The organism is Limisphaera sp. 4302-co (assembly GCF_049537155.1).
GTDB lineage: Bacteria > Verrucomicrobiota > Verrucomicrobiia > Limisphaerales > Limisphaeraceae > Limisphaera.
In genome coordinates, this window is record NZ_JBMVQZ010000014.1 from 1 (window position 1) to 15,705 (window position 15,705).

17 protein-coding genes and 2 pseudogenes are annotated in these 15,705 nt (G+C 62.8%); 5 read left to right on the forward strand and 14 right to left on the reverse strand.

Annotation, left to right across the window (positions count from 1 at the left end):
* The first annotated feature begins 141 nt into the window (after positions 1–141).
* Positions 142–1,497, forward strand: coding sequence for a Fe-S cluster assembly protein SufD (sufD, locus tag ACPDIX_RS12910; protein ID WP_423432217.1), 1,356 nt, complete (start codon positions 142–144; stop codon positions 1,495–1,497).
* Between the two features lie 33 nt (positions 1,498–1,530).
* Positions 1,531–1,986, forward strand: a complete 456-nt coding sequence (gene sufU, locus ACPDIX_RS12915; RefSeq protein ID WP_423432218.1) for a Fe-S cluster assembly sulfur transfer protein SufU — start codon at positions 1,531–1,533, stop codon at positions 1,984–1,986.
* Positions 1,987–2,164: 178 nt separating this feature from the next.
* Here the strand turns inward: sufU and ACPDIX_RS12920 are convergent, their stop codons facing one another.
* Positions 2,165–2,842 (reverse strand): PEP-CTERM sorting domain-containing protein, encoded by a 678-nt coding sequence (locus tag ACPDIX_RS12920; protein ID WP_423432219.1) that lies wholly within the window; start codon positions 2,840–2,842, stop codon positions 2,165–2,167.
* Positions 2,843–3,515: 673 nt separating this feature from the next.
* Positions 3,516–4,568, reverse strand: coding sequence for a carbohydrate kinase family protein (locus tag ACPDIX_RS12925; RefSeq protein WP_423432220.1), 1,053 nt, complete (start codon positions 4,566–4,568; stop codon positions 3,516–3,518).
* 239 nt (positions 4,569–4,807) lie between these two features.
* On the opposite strand from ACPDIX_RS12925, the gene ACPDIX_RS12930 reads away from it, so the two are divergent.
* The gene (locus tag ACPDIX_RS12930) at positions 4,808–5,389 is read left to right on the forward strand and encodes a GNAT family N-acetyltransferase (protein WP_423432221.1); all 582 of its coding nucleotides are present in this window, start codon (positions 4,808–4,810) and stop codon (positions 5,387–5,389) included.
* Between the two features lie 128 nt (positions 5,390–5,517).
* On the opposite strand, the gene ACPDIX_RS12935 is transcribed toward ACPDIX_RS12930, so the two are convergent.
* The gene (locus tag ACPDIX_RS12935; protein ID WP_423432222.1) at positions 5,518–6,357 is read right to left on the reverse strand and encodes a TIGR00282 family metallophosphoesterase; all 840 of its coding nucleotides are present in this window, start codon (positions 6,355–6,357) and stop codon (positions 5,518–5,520) included.
* A 326-nt stretch (positions 6,358–6,683) separates the two neighbouring features.
* Between ACPDIX_RS12935 and ACPDIX_RS12940 the strand changes: the two genes are divergently transcribed.
* Positions 6,684–6,902, forward strand: coding sequence for a hypothetical protein (locus ACPDIX_RS12940; protein WP_423432223.1), 219 nt, complete (start codon positions 6,684–6,686; stop codon positions 6,900–6,902).
* Positions 6,869–7,195, forward strand: a complete 327-nt coding sequence (locus tag ACPDIX_RS12945) for a C-terminal helicase domain-containing protein (protein ID WP_423432224.1) — start codon at positions 6,869–6,871, stop codon at positions 7,193–7,195. Before ACPDIX_RS12940 ends, ACPDIX_RS12945 begins: the two co-directional genes overlap by 34 nt.
* Positions 7,196–7,335: 140 nt before the next feature.
* Here the strand turns inward: ACPDIX_RS12945 and ACPDIX_RS12950 are convergent.
* The 11 genes and pseudogenes from ACPDIX_RS12950 to ACPDIX_RS13000 all read right to left on the reverse strand — a co-directional run.
* Positions 7,336–7,680 (reverse strand): annotated as a pseudogene (locus ACPDIX_RS12950) (BREX-3 system phosphatase PglZ); the annotation flags it as partial.
* Between the two features lie 162 nt (positions 7,681–7,842).
* Positions 7,843–8,115, reverse strand: coding sequence for a M48 family metallopeptidase (locus ACPDIX_RS12955; protein ID WP_423432225.1), 273 nt, complete (start codon positions 8,113–8,115; stop codon positions 7,843–7,845).
* On the reverse strand, positions 8,112–8,747 hold the full coding sequence (locus tag ACPDIX_RS12960; protein ID WP_423432226.1) for a hypothetical protein: 636 nt from the start codon (positions 8,745–8,747) through the stop codon (positions 8,112–8,114). The genes ACPDIX_RS12955 and ACPDIX_RS12960 overlap by 4 nt, the downstream gene beginning before the upstream one ends.
* A gap of 126 nt (positions 8,748–8,873) precedes the next feature.
* Complete coding sequence (locus ACPDIX_RS12965; RefSeq protein WP_423432227.1) at positions 8,874–10,628, reverse strand: GmrSD restriction endonuclease domain-containing protein; 1,755 nt, start codon at positions 10,626–10,628, stop codon at positions 8,874–8,876.
* 65 nt (positions 10,629–10,693) lie between these two features.
* The gene (locus ACPDIX_RS12970) at positions 10,694–11,071 is read right to left on the reverse strand and encodes a restriction endonuclease subunit S (protein ID WP_423432228.1); all 378 of its coding nucleotides are present in this window, start codon (positions 11,069–11,071) and stop codon (positions 10,694–10,696) included.
* 204 nt (positions 11,072–11,275) lie between these two features.
* The gene (locus ACPDIX_RS12975) at positions 11,276–11,821 is read right to left on the reverse strand and encodes a restriction endonuclease subunit S (protein WP_423432229.1); all 546 of its coding nucleotides are present in this window, start codon (positions 11,819–11,821) and stop codon (positions 11,276–11,278) included.
* Entirely contained in the window at positions 11,818–12,870 is a 1,053-nt protein-coding gene (locus ACPDIX_RS12980) for an endonuclease NucS domain-containing protein (protein WP_423432230.1), read from the reverse strand. The genes ACPDIX_RS12975 and ACPDIX_RS12980 overlap by 4 nt, the downstream gene beginning before the upstream one ends.
* A 132-nt stretch (positions 12,871–13,002) precedes the next feature.
* Positions 13,003–13,578 (reverse strand): ATP-binding protein, encoded by a 576-nt coding sequence (locus tag ACPDIX_RS12985; protein WP_423432231.1) that lies wholly within the window; start codon positions 13,576–13,578, stop codon positions 13,003–13,005.
* 41 nt (positions 13,579–13,619) lie between these two features.
* Positions 13,620–14,462: an ATP-binding protein gene (locus ACPDIX_RS12990; protein WP_423432232.1), complete on the reverse strand. Its 843-nt coding sequence runs from the start codon at positions 14,460–14,462 to the stop codon at positions 13,620–13,622.
* 31 nt (positions 14,463–14,493) lie between these two features.
* Positions 14,494–14,910 carry a helix-turn-helix domain-containing protein gene (locus tag ACPDIX_RS12995; protein ID WP_423432233.1) on the reverse strand — a complete coding sequence of 139 codons (417 nt, stop codon included), beginning with the start codon at positions 14,908–14,910 and terminating at the stop codon, positions 14,494–14,496.
* Positions 14,911–14,978: 68 nt separating this feature from the next.
* Positions 14,979–15,686: pseudogene (locus ACPDIX_RS13000) on the reverse strand (N-6 DNA methylase); the annotation flags it as partial.
* Positions 15,687–15,705: the final 19 nt, after the last annotated feature.

The window sequence follows — 15,705 nt, forward strand, 5'->3', positions numbered from 1 at the left end:
GAGCCGTCCGGTTTGCGCAGGAGACGATTTGTCCGGCGTGCATCCCGTGCTATCCTTCATCCGTTTCGCCGTTGCGGCGCAGGCGGCTCCGTGGGAGACTGGGCGCCCGCTTGTAACGGCGGTTTCACCAGACGGATGCTCATGAGTCAGGCAGCGATCGAAGCGAACAAGAACGTGGTGGAAAAGTACGTCAACCAGTTCGACCGGGTGGCCGAACTGCGGGCGCAACCGGACTGGCTGTTGGAGAGCCGCCGGACGGCCCTGCAGCAGTTGCAGGAACTGGGGCTGCCCACGCTGAAGGACGAGGACTGGCGCTACACCAACGTTGCGCCCATCGCGCGCATGGCCTTCCGGCCCGCGTTGGATCCGCCTCCCGCGGAGGTGGACGCCGGGTCTTTGCAGAGCCTTGTGTTTGTCGGTTTGGAAGGGCCCCGGCTGGTTTTTTTGAACGGCCATTTCCAGCCCGGGCTCTCGGTGCTGGACGGACTGCCGCGGGAGGTTCGTTTCGGCAACCTGGCCCGGGCCTTGCAGGACGAACCGGACCGCGTGCGGGAGCATCTCAATCAGTTGGTGGGCATGCCGGAGCATGGGTTCACCGCGCTGAACCAGGCGTGGTTCATTGACGGCGCCTGGGTCTGGGTGCCGGATGACGTCCGGCTTGATGTCCCGCTGCACATCCTCCACGTGGCGGGCCCTTCGGGCGAGGGCCTGACCTGTTGCCCGCGGAACGTGTTCGTCGTGGGTGACCGCGCCCGGGTGACCCTGGTGGAGAGCTACGTCCAGCTTGGGGCGCGGCGGTACTTCAACAACGCCCTGACCGAACTCCGGGTGGGAGAGGAGAGCCACATCGAGCACATCAAGTTCCAGGACGAGTCCCTGGAGGCCTTTCACATGGCCTCGCTGCACGCTTCATTGGGACGGGCCTGCCGGGCGTTCCTGCACTCGTTCGCGCTGGGTGGCCGGCTCTCCCGCTACAATCTGCGGGTGCGGCTGGCCGGCGAGGGTTTGGAGGCCATCCTCAACGGTCTCTACCTCACCCGCGGCGATCAACTGGCCGATCATCACATGATCGTGGAACACGCCCAGCCGCACTGCGCCAGCCACGAATACTTCAACGGCATTTTGGACGACAAATCGCGCGGGGTTTTCCACGGTCGGATCCTCGTCCGGCCCGGCGCACAGAAGACCGATGCCAAGCAAACCAACAAAAACCTGCTCCTGTCGGACGACGCCCAGGCCAACACCAAGCCGCAATTGGAGATCTACGCCGACGACGTCAAATGCACGCACGGCGCAACCGTCGGGCAGCTGCATCCGGAGGCCATCTACTACCTGCGGACGCGCGGCATCGGCCCCGAAACGGCCCGCCGCATGCTCGTTCACGCGTTTGCCGGCGAGATCATCGAACGCATCCAGTACGAACCGGCCCGCGAAGCGCTCGACCAACTGGTCTGGGACCGCCTCGAAACCACCTCGCACATGGCCGTTCCCGCCTGAGCCGACCGCGCCCGGGCCTCACCCTGCGTGTCCATGTTCGACGACATTGACGATCTCTACCAGGAGGTGATCCTCGACCACTGCAAGCATCCGCGCAACTTTCACGAGTTGCCAGAGGCCACCTGTTCCGCCCAGGGACACAATCCGCTGTGTGGCGACCAGCTGCAGCTCTACCTGCGCCTCGAGGGCGACCGGATCGCCGACATCAGCTTCGTGGGGTCGGGCTGTTGCATTTCCAAGGCTTCGGCCTCGCTTCTCACCGAGTTTGCCCGGGGCAGGACGCGGGCCGAGGTGGAACGGATGTTCGAAGCCGTCCACGAGATGGTCACCACCGGCAAGGTGGCCGATGGCGTGGGTAAACTGGCCGTCTTCGCCGGCGTGCACAAGTACCCGGCCCGGGTGAAATGCGCCATCCTGGCCTGGCACGCCCTCAAGGCCGCCCTGCGCGGCGAGCAAACACCCGTCAGTACCGAGTCCGAAACCATCTGAACCCGGGCCCGCGCCAGCCCACAAGGCTCGCGGGCCGCTACGAACGGACGGACGCCTTGGGCGCAGGCCTTCCGGTGGAGCCTCACCCTGTTCGGACCGCCCCGGCGGCAGAGCCCCGCCAAACGAAAAAGGCGGCCGCATGGGCCGCCTCGAATATACGGAACGCCGCCGTTGCCTCTCAAAGTTGCCCAGCCTCCCGGCGGCGGAGCCCGGCCAGCGAAGCCAGCGTCAGCCCCAGCACCCACAGCCCGGCCGACCCTACCCAACCTTCAGGCAGCGTGGGCGTGCCCGACAGCTTGGCAATGCCGAACTCCCCGATGGCAAAGTCCGTCGTGGGACTGCTAACGGTCAGCGTCGTCAGACTCCCCGGACCGGAAAGATAGAACCCGTAACCGTTGGCACCCGCCTGGCCGTCCACGGGCACCGACAAGAACGTGCCGTCATTGGCCGTGACCGTGATCGTGTGGATCGCAAACGGGTTGGGCTCTGCGTAGAGATAGAACGCCGCCGTACCCGCCGGCAAGGTGAGCGTCACCGACAAAGCGCCAACCGTGTAGTACACATCCCCGCTGTAGCCGTGGCTCCAAGTGGCCCAACCCGAACCGATTACCCGGTGGCTCAGGCCGATGCTGAACGTCACGGCGCCGCCCAGAGGCGACGCAACACTCGTCACGGTCGAGAACTCCGGAGCGGGATCCGGCCCAAACGGGGTCATGGTGTACCCGCCCAGCGTGGTGGGCGGGGCGCCCGTGCCAAGGTCCACCGCGGTAATCATCACGGCGCCCGCAGGGACCGCGCTGAGAAGAATACCGGTTACTAGCGAACCGGCCAACGCCAGCTTCAGTTTGTCTCGCATAACCTGTATCTCCTTTAACCTATCGCTGTTCGTAGGTCTTTTGATCCGTCAAAAATGAGAGAGCAAATGCAATGCCATACACCGTCAGAATTCCCTCGTTCGCATCTATGCCGCTTATCCGCAGATGGTTGCGTGATAGCCAGAGTTCAGATGGCCATCGGTCGGAAAGGAGAACGCCGGCGGATTGTCAATTGTGCCGACACAATCCAATGTCCTCATGGCGGTGTTTGGGAGCTTTGAACGCATAACGTGCTGGTAAGCAGTAGGATGTAAAACAAACGAAATCTCATCTGTTGTGTAAGATTTTCCGACATCTGCCGCCCCTTGGCCGGCTCACGCCCGCTGCACCAACTGAGTAACTCGCAGATGGCCAGTGGGTTGTGGCGGATTCGATCGGGATCGCCATTCGTAAAAGATGCCGACACTCCTTCGGCCCTCATCATGGTGGCGACGTCGCGGGACGGCCCCGAGGAAGCGAGTCCGTCGGACCCTGCACCAGCGTTCCCCTGCAGCAGAGGCGTGCCAGGCGCGCACGGAACAGGCTTGTCGGCAATCCGGTCGAGCTGGAGCAAAGCCGGCGCATCCTTTCCGGACGCGCGGACACGAGGATCCCTCCCGAAGGCGGAGGTCTGGTCACGAACGCCGTAAGCAGCTCCTCGAGTGAGCGATTCCCCTATTCCAAGCCTTCCAGAGGTGGACGGAAACCGAACCGTCGGGCCAGGCCAAGCGCGTGGGACAGGGACTTGATACCGTCGGTGCAGGTGGCGTCCGAGAGCGAAGCAGCCGCGAGGCAGACGCCGGTCAGCAGGCACCGCTGCAGTTCCCAGCCCTCGTGGAGGCCCCAGAGCACGCCCGCGCAAAAGGCGTCGCCGGCCCCGGCCGTGCCCACGACGTACTTGTCCGGCAACCGGAGTGACATTTGCCAGGCATCCTCTCCGCGTCGGGTGCGCGCGAACGCCCCCTCCGGGAAATGAATGACCACCAGTTCGCGCACGCCCATTTGCAGGATGGCCCCGGCGGCGTGCCGGAGCGTGACGACGTCGAGCATGCCGTCCGGCCGCCGGATGGCAAATCCGGTCGTCCGCGCCGCTTCGATTTCGTTGAGAAAGCAGTAGTCCACGTGGGGAAGGGTGGGTTTGACGACCCGTGCGTAGCGGTCGCTGTCTTCGCTCACGACGTCCACGCTGGTTTTCATCCCGGCGGCCTGGGCACGGGCCAGGAGGCGCCCGGCCCGGGTGCCGAACTTCGGATCCGGCTCATCCAGCCCGTCCAGCAGGAGGAGATAGGCCAGGTGAAAGATCCGGGCGCGGATCTTGTCGAAGTCCAGGTCCTCACCCCGCCAGAGCGCGTTGGCGCCGCGTGCATGGAAGAAGGTGCGACGTCCGGTCTGCTGCTCGGTCATCACATCGGTGAAGGAAGTGGGTGCGCGCGGGGTCTGACCCAGGTAGCGGGTGTTGATCTTGTACCGGCGGCAGGTGTCGAGGATCCAGCGTCCCAGGAGGTCCTTGCCCACCATCCCGGCCCCCCAGAGGGGAAAGAGCGCACCGGCCCGGGCCAGGGTCACCAGGACATTGAACGGCGCGCCGCCGGTCCCTTGTGTCTGCTTGAGGATGTTGGCCAGTTGTTCCGGCTGCGGCCAGACATCGATGATCTTGACCTGGTCCACGATCCAGTTGCCCCCGGCCAGAATCCCTCGCCGGCTGGGCGCAGACGCTTTGGCTTTCATGGCGGTGGAACCTCAGAATTTGCCGCTCAGTGAAGCGCGGGAAGCCTTTTCGACGCAAGTTCTTTGTGGTCCCGAGCCCGGGGCAGCGGCGGACGGGCATGCGACTTGCAAAGTGCCCGGCCGGTCTGTCGCTGCGCATCTGGGGCGGCACCGCCCCTGCCCAGCCCCGGACGCCGCTTGAAGACATTAAAAAAAACTGTTTGCACGGTTCTATAAATTGAGGTAAACGAATGGTAGTTATGTGCGTCGACTTCGCGGTGGCCAAGTATCCGGTGACGGTCCGTCTGCGGGACGGCAAGGAATGCACGGTGCGCCTGTTGCAGTCCGAGGATGCGCCTCGTCTGTACGAATTCCTGCGTGCGGTGCCCGAAGAGGAACGGTTGTTCATCAAACCGCGGTTGTCCGCGCGATTGGTCCGCCAGTGGTGTCGCCAGGCGCGGCCGGAGGAGAACCTGACGCTGGTGATGCTGCACGGGGATCGGATCATCGGCGAAGCCACTCTCCATCAGCGTCCGGGGGGTTGGAAGCGGCACATTGGCAAGGTTACGGTCCTGACGCATCCGGAGTATCGCGGGGTGGACGTGGCCAAGCTGCTGGTCAAGGAGCTGCTGGAGATCGCGCCGCATTGCGGGTTGGAACGTCTGGAGGCGGAGCTGAACGGCGAGCGCACGGTGGCCATTCGGGCCCTCTACCAGCTCGGGTTCGAGCAGTGGGCGCGCATCCCCGGCTACTTGCGGGACATGCGGTTTCAGCCGCACGACTACGTACTGCTGGGGATCAAGCTGGTGACGGACGAGGAATATGCCGTGGCGCTCGGGTGAGACGGTCGGGGTTGACCGGGGCTGGCAGGCATCCGGCGTGTGAACGACCTGCGGCTTGACGGGGCGTGGAGGGTGCGTGTCGGGGGCCTTCGGATCGGCCGGCGAGGGACCGGGACCGGCCGGGGACTTCAGGATCCCGTGCCGGTGGAGGCGGGAGGCGGAGCGGCCTGGTGTTCGGCGGCTGGCTCGGTCCACGGTTCGGCCACGCGGCGGATGCTGTGGGCGCGGCCGGTAGCGGGGTCCACTTCAATCAGGGCGCCCAGCAGCATGATGCGCTCCCGAGCGACCTCGAACCGCTGCGGGCACTGGGTCAGGAAGCGGCGGAGCACGGGTGCGATTTCGCGGCCCAGCACACTTTCCTGCGGGCCGGTGAATCCTGCGTCGGTCAGATAGGCGGTTCCGCCGGGAAAGATCTGTTCGTCTGCGGTGGCGACATGGGTATGGGTGCCGATGACGGCGGTGACCTGCCCGTCCAGCAGCCGGCCAAAGGCGATTTTCTCGGACGTGGCCTCGGCGTGGAAATCCACGAGGATGACAGGCGTTTGCTGGCGCAGTCGTTCGACTTCAGGAGGGACGAGCAGGAAAGGGTTTTCCAGAGGCGGCATGAAGGTGCGGCCCTGGGCGTTGACGACGGCCAGGGGAGGCTTGCCCTCCTGCCGCACGACGCAACTACCGCGCCCGGGCACGCCGGGCGGGTAGTTCAGGGGGCGCAATATCCGCGGTTCGTTCTCCAACAATTGGGCGGTTTCCTTTTGATCCCACACGTGGTCGCCGGTGGTGATGACGTCCACGCCGGCGGCGAAGAGCTCCGCGGCCGTTTTGGCGGTGATGCCGGCGCCGCCGGCGCTGTTTTCGCCGTTGGCGACCACGTAGTCCAGGCCGAGTTCGCTCCGCAACCGGGGCACCAGGGCCTGCACCGCCTGCCGGCCGGGCCGCCCCACCACATCACCGATGAACAGCAGTTTCACGGGCCACAGCCTATGCCGGCTGGCTCCGGAATCAAAGCGTGGGTCCCTGGGGCCACTGCTCACGGCGGAGCGATCTGCGTAGGGCGAATCGGGGAGTGCCTTCCCGGGCATCTTGGGGCGCATGCCGTGGCAACCCTTGGAACGCCTGGTCGGCTCGCGCCTGCATGGGCTGAGGGACCTGCTCCTCTGAAGCGTGCGTGGGACGGCCGCCGGAGCCTTGCGGAAGAACCGTCACAGCCGCGGCGATTCACCCGCGCCGGGCTGCTCCGTCCCAGCCGCGCAAAGGTCCGGAAGGTCCTTCGCACCGGCGGCTCGCCAAAAGCCGAATGCGCGTCCTGCCGGCGCTCACCCTCCTGCACCGGATCTGCGGTCACCCGGCCCTGGTGGGCAACGACGCCCCCTCCGGCAAGACCGACACCCTCTTCGAGATCATCGAGCCCCTCCTGGAAGAAGGCCACAAGGTCCTGGCCTTCCCCCAGTTCGTCCAGATGCTGCAACTGCTCGAAAAGGAGTGCGGCACCCGCGACGTCCCCACCACACACTGACCAGCGAAAGCAAGAACAGGCGGGAGATCGCCGAGACCTTCCAAGACGATGAACGCCCTTGGGTCTTTCTCCTGAGCCTGCGGGCGGCCGGCACCGGGCTCAACCTCACCGCCGCCAGCTACGTCGGCCTCTACGACCCGTGGTGGAACCCTGCGGTCGAGACCCGGGCCATCGACCGTTCCCACCGCGTCGGCCAGACCGAGACCGTCAACGCCTACCGGCTCATCGCGCCCGGGCACCGTCGAGGAAAGGATCTGAGACCTCCAACAACAAAAGGCCCGGACCATCATTGACGTGCCAGCCGGAAAAGGTTCGCCCGCAGCCTCACCCGGGCCGACCTCGAACGCCTCTTCGCCGAGGACTGATTCCTCAGAACACCATCAGCGTGCTGAAACGCTCATCGACGATGACCGGGGAGTCGTCGTCAGCGTTAATGACATCGCAGCAAGACCCGGAGCAGGTCCGATGGCTGCCTGCTGAGCTCCGGCGCGATCTCGCACACATGACGAAGGACCAACTCCTTCGCAGCGTTGTCGCCGGGCAGCCACGGCCCGTGCCTCAATTGCGCATCGAACAAGGCGTCGAGATCAGCCCGGTCGAGCGCCGCGACGACGGGACAACTTAGATTCGGGAAGAGATCGCCCAGGTTGAAGGAGAGCTTGCGGCCAGCCTGCAGCAGGTCGTAGGGCAAGGCATCGAGATCGTGTGAGACCGCTCTCAGCACCACCAGATCGGTTTCCTCGGCCCGGTCCCAGCGGGAGCGGAACTTGGATTCGTACACCACCGGCGTGCGTCGAGATGAGGATGCGGGCATCCTTGGCGAATGCGTCCTGGACCCGCTTGCGCTTGCTTCACTCACTCGCATCAGCGCGCTTGGAGGAGCTCTGGGCCAAGTATGCCTTCACCAGGGCGCGAAACAGCCTGTTGTGCGCGCCGTGGTTCAGTTTGAGAGATGCACCAGTTCATGCACGATGATTTCCCGGCGAACATCGGCTGGTTGACTGACCATTTCGGCGTTGAACGTGAGTCTGCCGCGGGTGGAGGCACTGGCCCACTTGCGCTTCATTGGACGAACGTGGATTTCCCGAACACGATCCGCGACGCCGATCCGGCGCGCCCACGCCTTGACCCCGGCAATCAGAACATCCCGAGCCACTGCTTCGGGCAACAGGGACTCGGAGGAAAGGCACGTTCTTGCCGGCGATTTTTTCATTCCGCCGCCCTCCTGAGAAGCTTCAGCATCCCGTCGCTCCAAGCGACCACTTCCCCAACATTGGGGGCAATCAATTCGCGATAAAGCCGCCTTCGCAACTCTCGCTCCTGGGCCTCGCTCACAGCCCAGTGGGGGTATTGTTTGAAAGCCGGCTCCACGGCGCCGGCCAGGACTTCGGCCTTCTCAGCATCGAACCCCTTTTGCACCCGCAGCCACCAGGCCACGGCAAAGGCTTCAGGTGAGAGTCTGCTTTCCCGTCGCTGCTCTTGGGCGTTCTGCAAGTCGCGGACCAGCGTGGCGAGTTCCTGCAGAGCCTGCTGGCTGGTGATCTGTTTCTCCTCGAAAGCGCGGCGAATGGCCGTCCTCCCGCTCACGAAGCCGAATTCGTCCGTGACGTGGAAGGTGTTCGCCTCTGGGCGGCCCGAATCCAGCAGGCGCAGACTGCGCTCGCGGGGCTCGGCTTCCACGAAGACCGTTTTGAGTCCCTTGAGAAACTCCCAGGCTTCCAGGTTGCCTTCGATGTTGGGCCGGACGCGCACCAGGCGGGCGACGACCTCCTCCGCCCTGACCACCGAATCCCGCACGGCGGGGTTGAGGCGCTGCAACTGCTCCACCAACACGGTGCGCAGCACCGGTGAATCCTCGCCCCGCGCAGGTGCAAGGCCTCCTATGGCGGCAGGTAGGTCCAGCCGGCCTCCTCGGCGTAGCGGAGGCAGGCGTTTTGCACTGTGCGGCGTTCGCTGGAGAGGGTCATGGACTCACCTCAACTGCTCAAATCCTTCTCGGATGATTGCGGCCATGCGGCGACGCCGTTCCTCCAAGAAGGCCGGGTAGTCCATCTGGTACCAGTGTTCCGGTAGTGCATGATACCTGTGCATCTCTTCGAGCTGTTCGGGCGTGAACCGGCTTTCGTATTGAGGCGCGTATTGGGCCGGTGGTCGGTCGCTGATGTCGAGGTTGTCATGCCACTCCACCAGTGCGTAATTGGCCACTTGGTCGATGTCCCGTGGATCGGTGATTCGCTGGCGCTTCAGATACTTTCGCGGGAAGAGGTGGTGCCGCTCCAAGGCTGACTTTCTGCCCCGTGAGGTGGGATCGAGGAGTTCCCGGACCCTCATGCAAGAGTAGAGCACGGGCGCATCCAAGAGGCACAGGGTGGCGAAGAAAGCCGCTTGGCCGGGGTTGAGATGCGAGGCGGTGGCCAGTTCGTTCGGCAAGGTTACCGTCCAGTAATCCAGCGTAAGCACGGCGGCCATCTCCTGCTCCAGCACCTGCACGAATTCCTCGGGACGGGAACAGCCACGCAGCAAAGCCAGGTCCTGCTCCATGCGGGTTTCCGGTGAACTGGTATACCGGCCAGTGAGGGAACTCATGAAGAACCAGCGGGCCATCAAGTTGCGCAGGGTGTGCTGGTCAAGCCCAAAATCCCGCTTGGCGATGAGCCAGAGGGCGTAGGTATACACAAGAGCCGTTTGGGATGTAATCAGGCTGGGATGAATGTATCCGGCCCGCTTGATGACTTTCAGAAAATCATGCCAGTGTTGCAGATTGAGGACTTCGGCCTGCGCCTCGCGCAGCAAGGCAAACTGGGCATCGCGGCGCTCAGGGGAGAATTCTCCCGTTTGTAGATCCTTGCCCCGCAGGATGGAGTAGACATGTTCCAGCCGTGCGCGGCGGAAAGCCAGCGCCACATCCACCCGTAGCAACTGGTCGGGTTGAGGCTGGAAGTAGGGGTTGTAGGGCGAAAGACGGTTGTCTGCCGGGGGATACTTGGCCTCGCGGGAGAAGTCTTCCAGTTGCTTCCGCCCCTCGTCCCAGAACACAGACATCAGGGTGAGGATGAAGTCGGCCTGGTTCAGGGTGCGGCCCCGGCTGTTGATGCGCACGAAGATTTCGGAGACCTGCTCTTCCGTGGCGTTGACGGAGATTTCCAGGGCGGTCATGGGATAGTTGATGAGGTTGACCAGCCGCTGGATGGCCTGGGGAATGCGTTTGCGCTCCTCTGGCGTGAGCCCGCGGCGCGCCTCCAGGCTATCCAGGAAGCGAGAGACGAAGTTGTACTGGTCGAAATCAGGCTGCCACAGCACGCTGATGTCGGGGATCCAGGCGGGGTCGCGTTCAATCGCGGTGTTGGTGACCTCAAACTTTCCTTCCAGCGGGTTGAAGGCAATGCGCAGGCGGCGCTGTTGGAAGTTCCTGTCCACAATGGGGATGCCCTTCATCACGGCGTAGAGCGCCGTGAGCCGTTGCTGACCGTCCACGATAAGCAGGTCGGGCACCTTTTGCTTGCCGTTCACGCCGATGGTGCGGTGCTCGCCAGGATAGCCGTTTTCCCAGAAGAGCAGCGTGCCGATGGGGTAGCCCAGGTACATGGAATCGAAGAGGTCGCGCACGCGGGCCGTATCCCACACAAAAGGCCGCTGAATGTCGGGCAGGCCGATCTCGCCGATGGCAATGTCCTCCAGCAGTTTGCCTATATTGTAATCCACTTTCTTGAAGAGCAGGTCACTCATTGTTGCTTTCCTCCTCAAATTGGGCAACGGCCTGTTTCGGCACTCTCCTGCGCCCGCTCATGAGGTCATGCAGCAGCGAGCGGAACAGGCCCTCCACGGCGCGGTACGCCGATCCACCGCCTGCAGGATGCGGGCAATCTCGCACTGCTCGGAGAGCGGGGCAGAGGAATCTGGATGTTCTTCATAACACCTTGGTTCAGTTTTCCGCGGGTGCTTCCTGAAATGTACTGTGCAAGGTCTAGAAAATTAAAAAGATAAATTAGGAAAGTATTGTTCCTTTTTTCACGTAGCGCTTGAAAGACATGTGCGTGGTTGTTTACCCAAAACGTCCCTTGCATTATGTAGGCAGAATTGTGGCAAGTCCCCCGGTAACCGCCATCTTCGGCCGACAAAACATATTCCCCACCGAACAAAAAAACCATTAACATAGTCGAGAATACCATTAGCACCGCAATATGGGTATGTCCCTTGCATCGCCCTGCGCTGTTTTTCGTTCAAAGGAACACGTTTGCGATCATCCATGTCTACCACCTCTCCCAACCTTACCACCTGCCAGTGCGCCGGGATGGGGCCGAGTTCGGCTTCCCGCATGGCGACGCGGTCGGTTTGGTTCACGGCCACCGGCCCATAAGTGAAGAGATGGCGCATCAGGCTCTTTTTGAGTTCCATAACCGCGGCGACGACTCGCTCGCGAGCCTCCTTTGCCCGCTGCACCGTGCGCAACAGATGCGGAATCGCCCGCTGCTCGGCAAGCGGGGGAGGGGGAAGGGAACTTGTTTAGCTTTTCCAACGCTTATGAAGGGTTGGCCAGTTCCAGATTTTGCGCATATGTTTTCATCATCCAGATAAAAGTACAGGAAAAGACTGCAAGCTTGTTCACTCTTTATAATGATCGTGTTCTTTATAGCGGTCCATCTGCCTGAAGCATAAAAGCATTTACCGCACCGCGCCCCGACTGCGGAAACAATCACGGCTTCGCCGCTTTGTTCATAGAAATCTAAAAAACCGTCAGGGCCTGTTGCACGGAAAGCTACATATCCTGATGGCTTGTATAATGACTTCGTCAGCGATGTATTACCCCAGTCAAAGGTTGCTGTTTTCCCCAACCTGACCACCTGCCACTCCTCCGGCAGGGGGCCGAGGTGCGGTTCGACGAGCGGTGAATCCACAGAGGTGTCCCGCGACGCGGTCATTCTTTCTCCACACCTTGCTTCACGGGTTCCAAGTGAAACTGGACGTGGTACCGCATTAGCAGCACATTTCTGTCTTGCATCCCTTCCAAGGCATACAGAAGGCTTTCGTCGATGTCGCGTGCGATGATAAGTCCGTGAACCTCGTCTCCTGGCCGGGCCATGTGGCGTTTGATCCATCCCATGTACCGAAGGAGTTGGCCGACAACCTGATCAGCCGCTCGATCCCGTTTCAACTCGACCACCAGCCAGGCAGGACGGCGCTTGTGCCGGGCCAGAATGTCGATGCGGCCAACGCCGGTCGGGAACTCGTAGCCCACCATGTCGTCGTCTGAATCGCGGTAGATCTGCCACTCCTGCCCCAGCTCGATACGCTCCCAGCTAGACGCCAGGAAATCGTGCAAATGACGTTCTAGGGAAAAGGTCTGGGCTTCCGGTGTGGGTGGCGGAATGTCAACATCAGGGGCCTCCGGTTGCTCCTGCTCGCGTACCAGTTCCCACAAAAGCCAGTCCAGGGTCCAAAGATCGATGTCCAACGCGCGTGCTAGGCGCAGGAACAGTTGATTGAGTTGCGCATACTTCTGGCCAGTGGTCGCCCCCCTCTCAAACTCAGGCCAGGCGTCGAGGATCTTAAGGGCGCTCTCGGATATGTTGTTCCAGACGCCGTAGCGGTCAGGATAGGTAACCAAGAGAATGGCAGACGCCAGGGCCTTGCCCAAGCCGGTGACCCTCTGGAGGGTTTCGTCGAAGCGAGGAGCCAAGGGGCGTTGCTCGTCGACGAGCACAGCCAGAGCTTGCCGAAGCGAGTCCATGTTCTCCGTCAGTCGGCGTATCTGACGGTGCAGGCCGGTCCAGTGCTTGTTGTTCTCGAAGTAAAGAAAGGAACGAAACGTCTCTTCGGATAACTGAGAGATGTGTGCGGGCGAGAAAGCGTCCCGATAACGGCTGAGAACCTCTTGCTGGGCTTGCACATTTTGCTGGAAAGCGGGACGGTCCTTCGCACGTGCAAGAACCCCACGCAAGTGTTCCGCCAGACGGTCAAAAGTGCTCATGGCAGCCCCTTCACTTCTGATGCCACTTTTCTGTGCGGGTTTGTTCGGTACGGGCCAGCCGCCGGGTCCGGTTCGGTCACGCAGTAGCCACCGGGGTGGCCAGGAGCGTTCCGCAAAATCGGCTGGTTCGGATTACCCATCACGGCGTCTGCCAATCACCAAACAATCGCCAAGATCGCGAGGTGAACGCCTGCTGATCGCCAATACCCCGCAGACATAGTGCGCGCTTCTTCCCTTGCCACGAGGTGTCGGTATGGCGCGATCCAGGTCCCGCTTGAGCTCGAGCCTCGTCCCCTCATCGGGAATACCCGTAAGGGTCCTGAACTCTCGATTCGCGATCTTCCCATGTTCCTGCACGTAGAGCACCGCTTGAATTTGCTGCCCGCTCAAGCCGATCGCCTGCAGCCGTTCTGCCGTGTAAGGGCCCTTGCTGAAGACCACGCGCACCCCAGCCAGCCAGTCTGAAAACTCGGGGTCAGGCAATCTCTGCTCACGGCAGAGCTGGAGGATGCGCGTGGTCCCCGTGCGGCAGCGCTCTATGAACCCGGCAAAGTGGAAGGCTTGGGCGAGCAAAGGGTTGCGAGGCGCGAAGCGGTGTGGGCCGCGCAGGTCCTCGGGCCTGAGGGGCGGCGCCAGGTCGCCCCGGTTCCGGACCTGCAAGCGGTCTTTTCCCAGCCAAACCTTAATATCGGCGAGGGATTTAGGCATCTTGCTTTCTGACCGCATCGTTTTGCCCAATTGCTGCCCAATTATTGCCCAATGTGCCCAATTGGCGCCCTATAGACGGTGCCCCGCCCACGCTGACAGCCGATCTTGGTGAAAATACCCTTTCCCGTCAATTCGGAAAGTTCGCCGGACGCGGTTCGTTTGCTTACCCCTGTGAGCTGCTGGTATTCCTTGTCGGCGATGCATCCCGCTCCTTCACATACAGCACCGCTTTGATCTGCCGTTCGTTCAGCCCCATTGCCCGGAGACGCTCCGGCGTGTAGGGGGCTCTTGGCAAACATGACGAGAAAGCCGCCCTGCTGGTTCTGAAATTCGGGCTCCGGCAGGCCGTGGCTGCGGGAGAGTTCGATGATCCGCGTTGTGCCCGTGCCCCAGCGCTTTATCAACCCGGCGAAGTGGAAGGCTTGGGCGAGCAAAGGGTTCCGAGGCACGGAGCAGTGTGGGCGGCGCAGGTCCTCGGGCTTGAGGGGCGGCGGCAGTTCGCCCGGGCTCCAGACCTGCAAGCCGTCTTCTTCCAGCCGAATCTGGATGTCGGCCGGATGGGTGTAATCGCGGTGGACCAGGGCATTGACCACCGCCTCGCGCAGGGCATCCAGCGGATACTCCCAGACCTCCTTGCGCTGCAGCCCCTCTAGCGTGGCTTCCTCCACCTTGATGTCATAGCGCGCCTTGAGCACCTGGCGGAAGCGCTGCATGGCCCCTTCCAACTGCTCCCAGAGCGTGCCCTGGTAGTCGTGGCTGCCGAGGATTTGGGTGCCGCGGAAGAGGCCGATGCGCACTTGGGCCCGGGGAAAGAGGCGATGCGGCCGCTTCCCGAAGAGGAGCACCCCGGCGTTCCTGAGCCGCCCGTCGCTCAACAGTTCCAAGTTTTGCAGGGTATGCTCCGGGTTCTTCGGGTCAAGGTGGGGAGCTTGGGCCGGGCCAGGCGTGCGAAGTGCTCAAGAGCGTCCGGATCGACATCGTCCGGGTCCACTCGCTGGGCAGACCGTCCCAACTGCGGCCGGAGTGCCCCAGGAGGTGCCGGGCCAGTTGGTCCGGCGCAAAGTCCCGGTTGGTCGTACCCACCCGGCGGAGATAACGTCCCCCATAGGCGACCAGGCCGGCTGCCGGTTCCACCCGGACCTGGAGGACGGGCCGACCCTCCAACTCCACCACCCGGATGGACGGAGTGATGCCCAGATGGGCGGCGATGAGGTTCGCGATCCGCTGGAGCTCCCTATCCTGTACCTGGGCGCCCACCACTTGGCCATCGTCTCGGATTCCAATCCAAAGGGCGCCGCCGTCCGTGTTGGCGAAAGCCGCCAAGTCCTCCAAGGCGCGATCCGTCTACTGGCGCTTCCATTCCGCCGTCTGGCTTTCTGGGGGGATTTGCTCCGGCATCGTTACCCGTCAAGCTTGAGGCTTTTCAGCACCGCTTGCAATGCCCGGTCGGCTTCGGCTCGCTCCTCCTTGGCTTCCTTGAGGAGGACTACCGCCTCTTCCAGTGGCGGCACCTCCTCCTTGTCGTTGCTGGCCGCGTAGCGACTCGGCAAAAGGTTGTAGTCGTTGCGGGCGGCTTCGTCGTTGGCGATGACAGCCGAGAGGCCTTCCTCGGCCTGCCAATCCCGGTACAGCCGGGCGGTGGCCTCGATGTGCTCATCCGCCGGGTTGTTCTTGGGCCGGCCCTTGGCGAACAGTTTGGGGGCGTTGATGAGCAGGATTTCCCCCGGGTGGGGCTTCTTGCGGTTGACCACCAGGATGATGCCCGGCGCGGCTGTGTTGGAGAAGAGATTCTCCGGCAGTAGCAGCACGGCCTCGATGAGATCGGCTTCTACAAAGGCCTTGCGGATGTCCCGCTCCCGGTTGCTGCCATGGTTGCCGCTGCCGGGGGAGACTGCGCCGGTATGCAGCACCACAGCCACGCGGCCGGTGTTGTTGAGCGAGGCCAGCATGTGCTGCAGCCAGCCCCGGTCGGCGCTCGACGAGGGCGGGACCCCGTACCGGAAGCGCTGGTGGGGGTCATTTTCGTAAATCGCGGTGGGGAGATCCTGGTTCCACATGGGATTGGCGGTCACCAGGTCGAAAGTGATCAACCGAACGGTCGCGCCGCGACGACGGGATAGCTGAGAT

Excerpts from the sequence above, each read along its gene's own strand:
- ACPDIX_RS12940 (WP_423432223.1), top strand. The coding sequence starts at position 6,684 with ATGCGCGTCCTGCCGGCGCTCACCCTCCTGCACCGGATCTGCGGTCAC.
- ACPDIX_RS12930 (WP_423432221.1), top strand. The coding sequence starts at position 4,808 with ATGTGCGTCGACTTCGCGGTGGCCAAGTATCCGGTGACGGTCCGTCTG.
- ACPDIX_RS12955 (WP_423432225.1), bottom strand. The coding sequence starts at position 8,115 with ATGAAAAAATCGCCGGCAAGAACGTGCCTTTCCTCCGAGTCCCTGTTG.
- ACPDIX_RS12985 (WP_423432231.1), bottom strand. The coding sequence starts at position 13,578 with ATGCCTAAATCCCTCGCCGATATTAAGGTTTGGCTGGGAAAAGACCGC.
- ACPDIX_RS12920 (WP_423432219.1), bottom strand. The coding sequence starts at position 2,842 with ATGCGAGACAAACTGAAGCTGGCGTTGGCCGGTTCGCTAGTAACCGGT.
- ACPDIX_RS12965 (WP_423432227.1), bottom strand. The coding sequence starts at position 10,628 with ATGAGTGACCTGCTCTTCAAGAAAGTGGATTACAATATAGGCAAACTG.
- ACPDIX_RS12970 (WP_423432228.1), bottom strand. The coding sequence starts at position 11,071 with ATGGTATTCTCGACTATGTTAATGGTTTTTTTGTTCGGTGGGGAATAT.
- sufD (WP_423432217.1), top strand. The coding sequence starts at position 142 with ATGAGTCAGGCAGCGATCGAAGCGAACAAGAACGTGGTGGAAAAGTAC.
- sufU (WP_423432218.1), top strand. The coding sequence starts at position 1,531 with ATGTTCGACGACATTGACGATCTCTACCAGGAGGTGATCCTCGACCAC.
- ACPDIX_RS12975 (WP_423432229.1), bottom strand. The coding sequence starts at position 11,821 with ATGACCGCGTCGCGGGACACCTCTGTGGATTCACCGCTCGTCGAACCG.
- ACPDIX_RS12925 (WP_423432220.1), bottom strand. The coding sequence starts at position 4,568 with ATGAAAGCCAAAGCGTCTGCGCCCAGCCGGCGAGGGATTCTGGCCGGG.
- ACPDIX_RS12980 (WP_423432230.1), bottom strand. The coding sequence starts at position 12,870 with ATGAGCACTTTTGACCGTCTGGCGGAACACTTGCGTGGGGTTCTTGCA.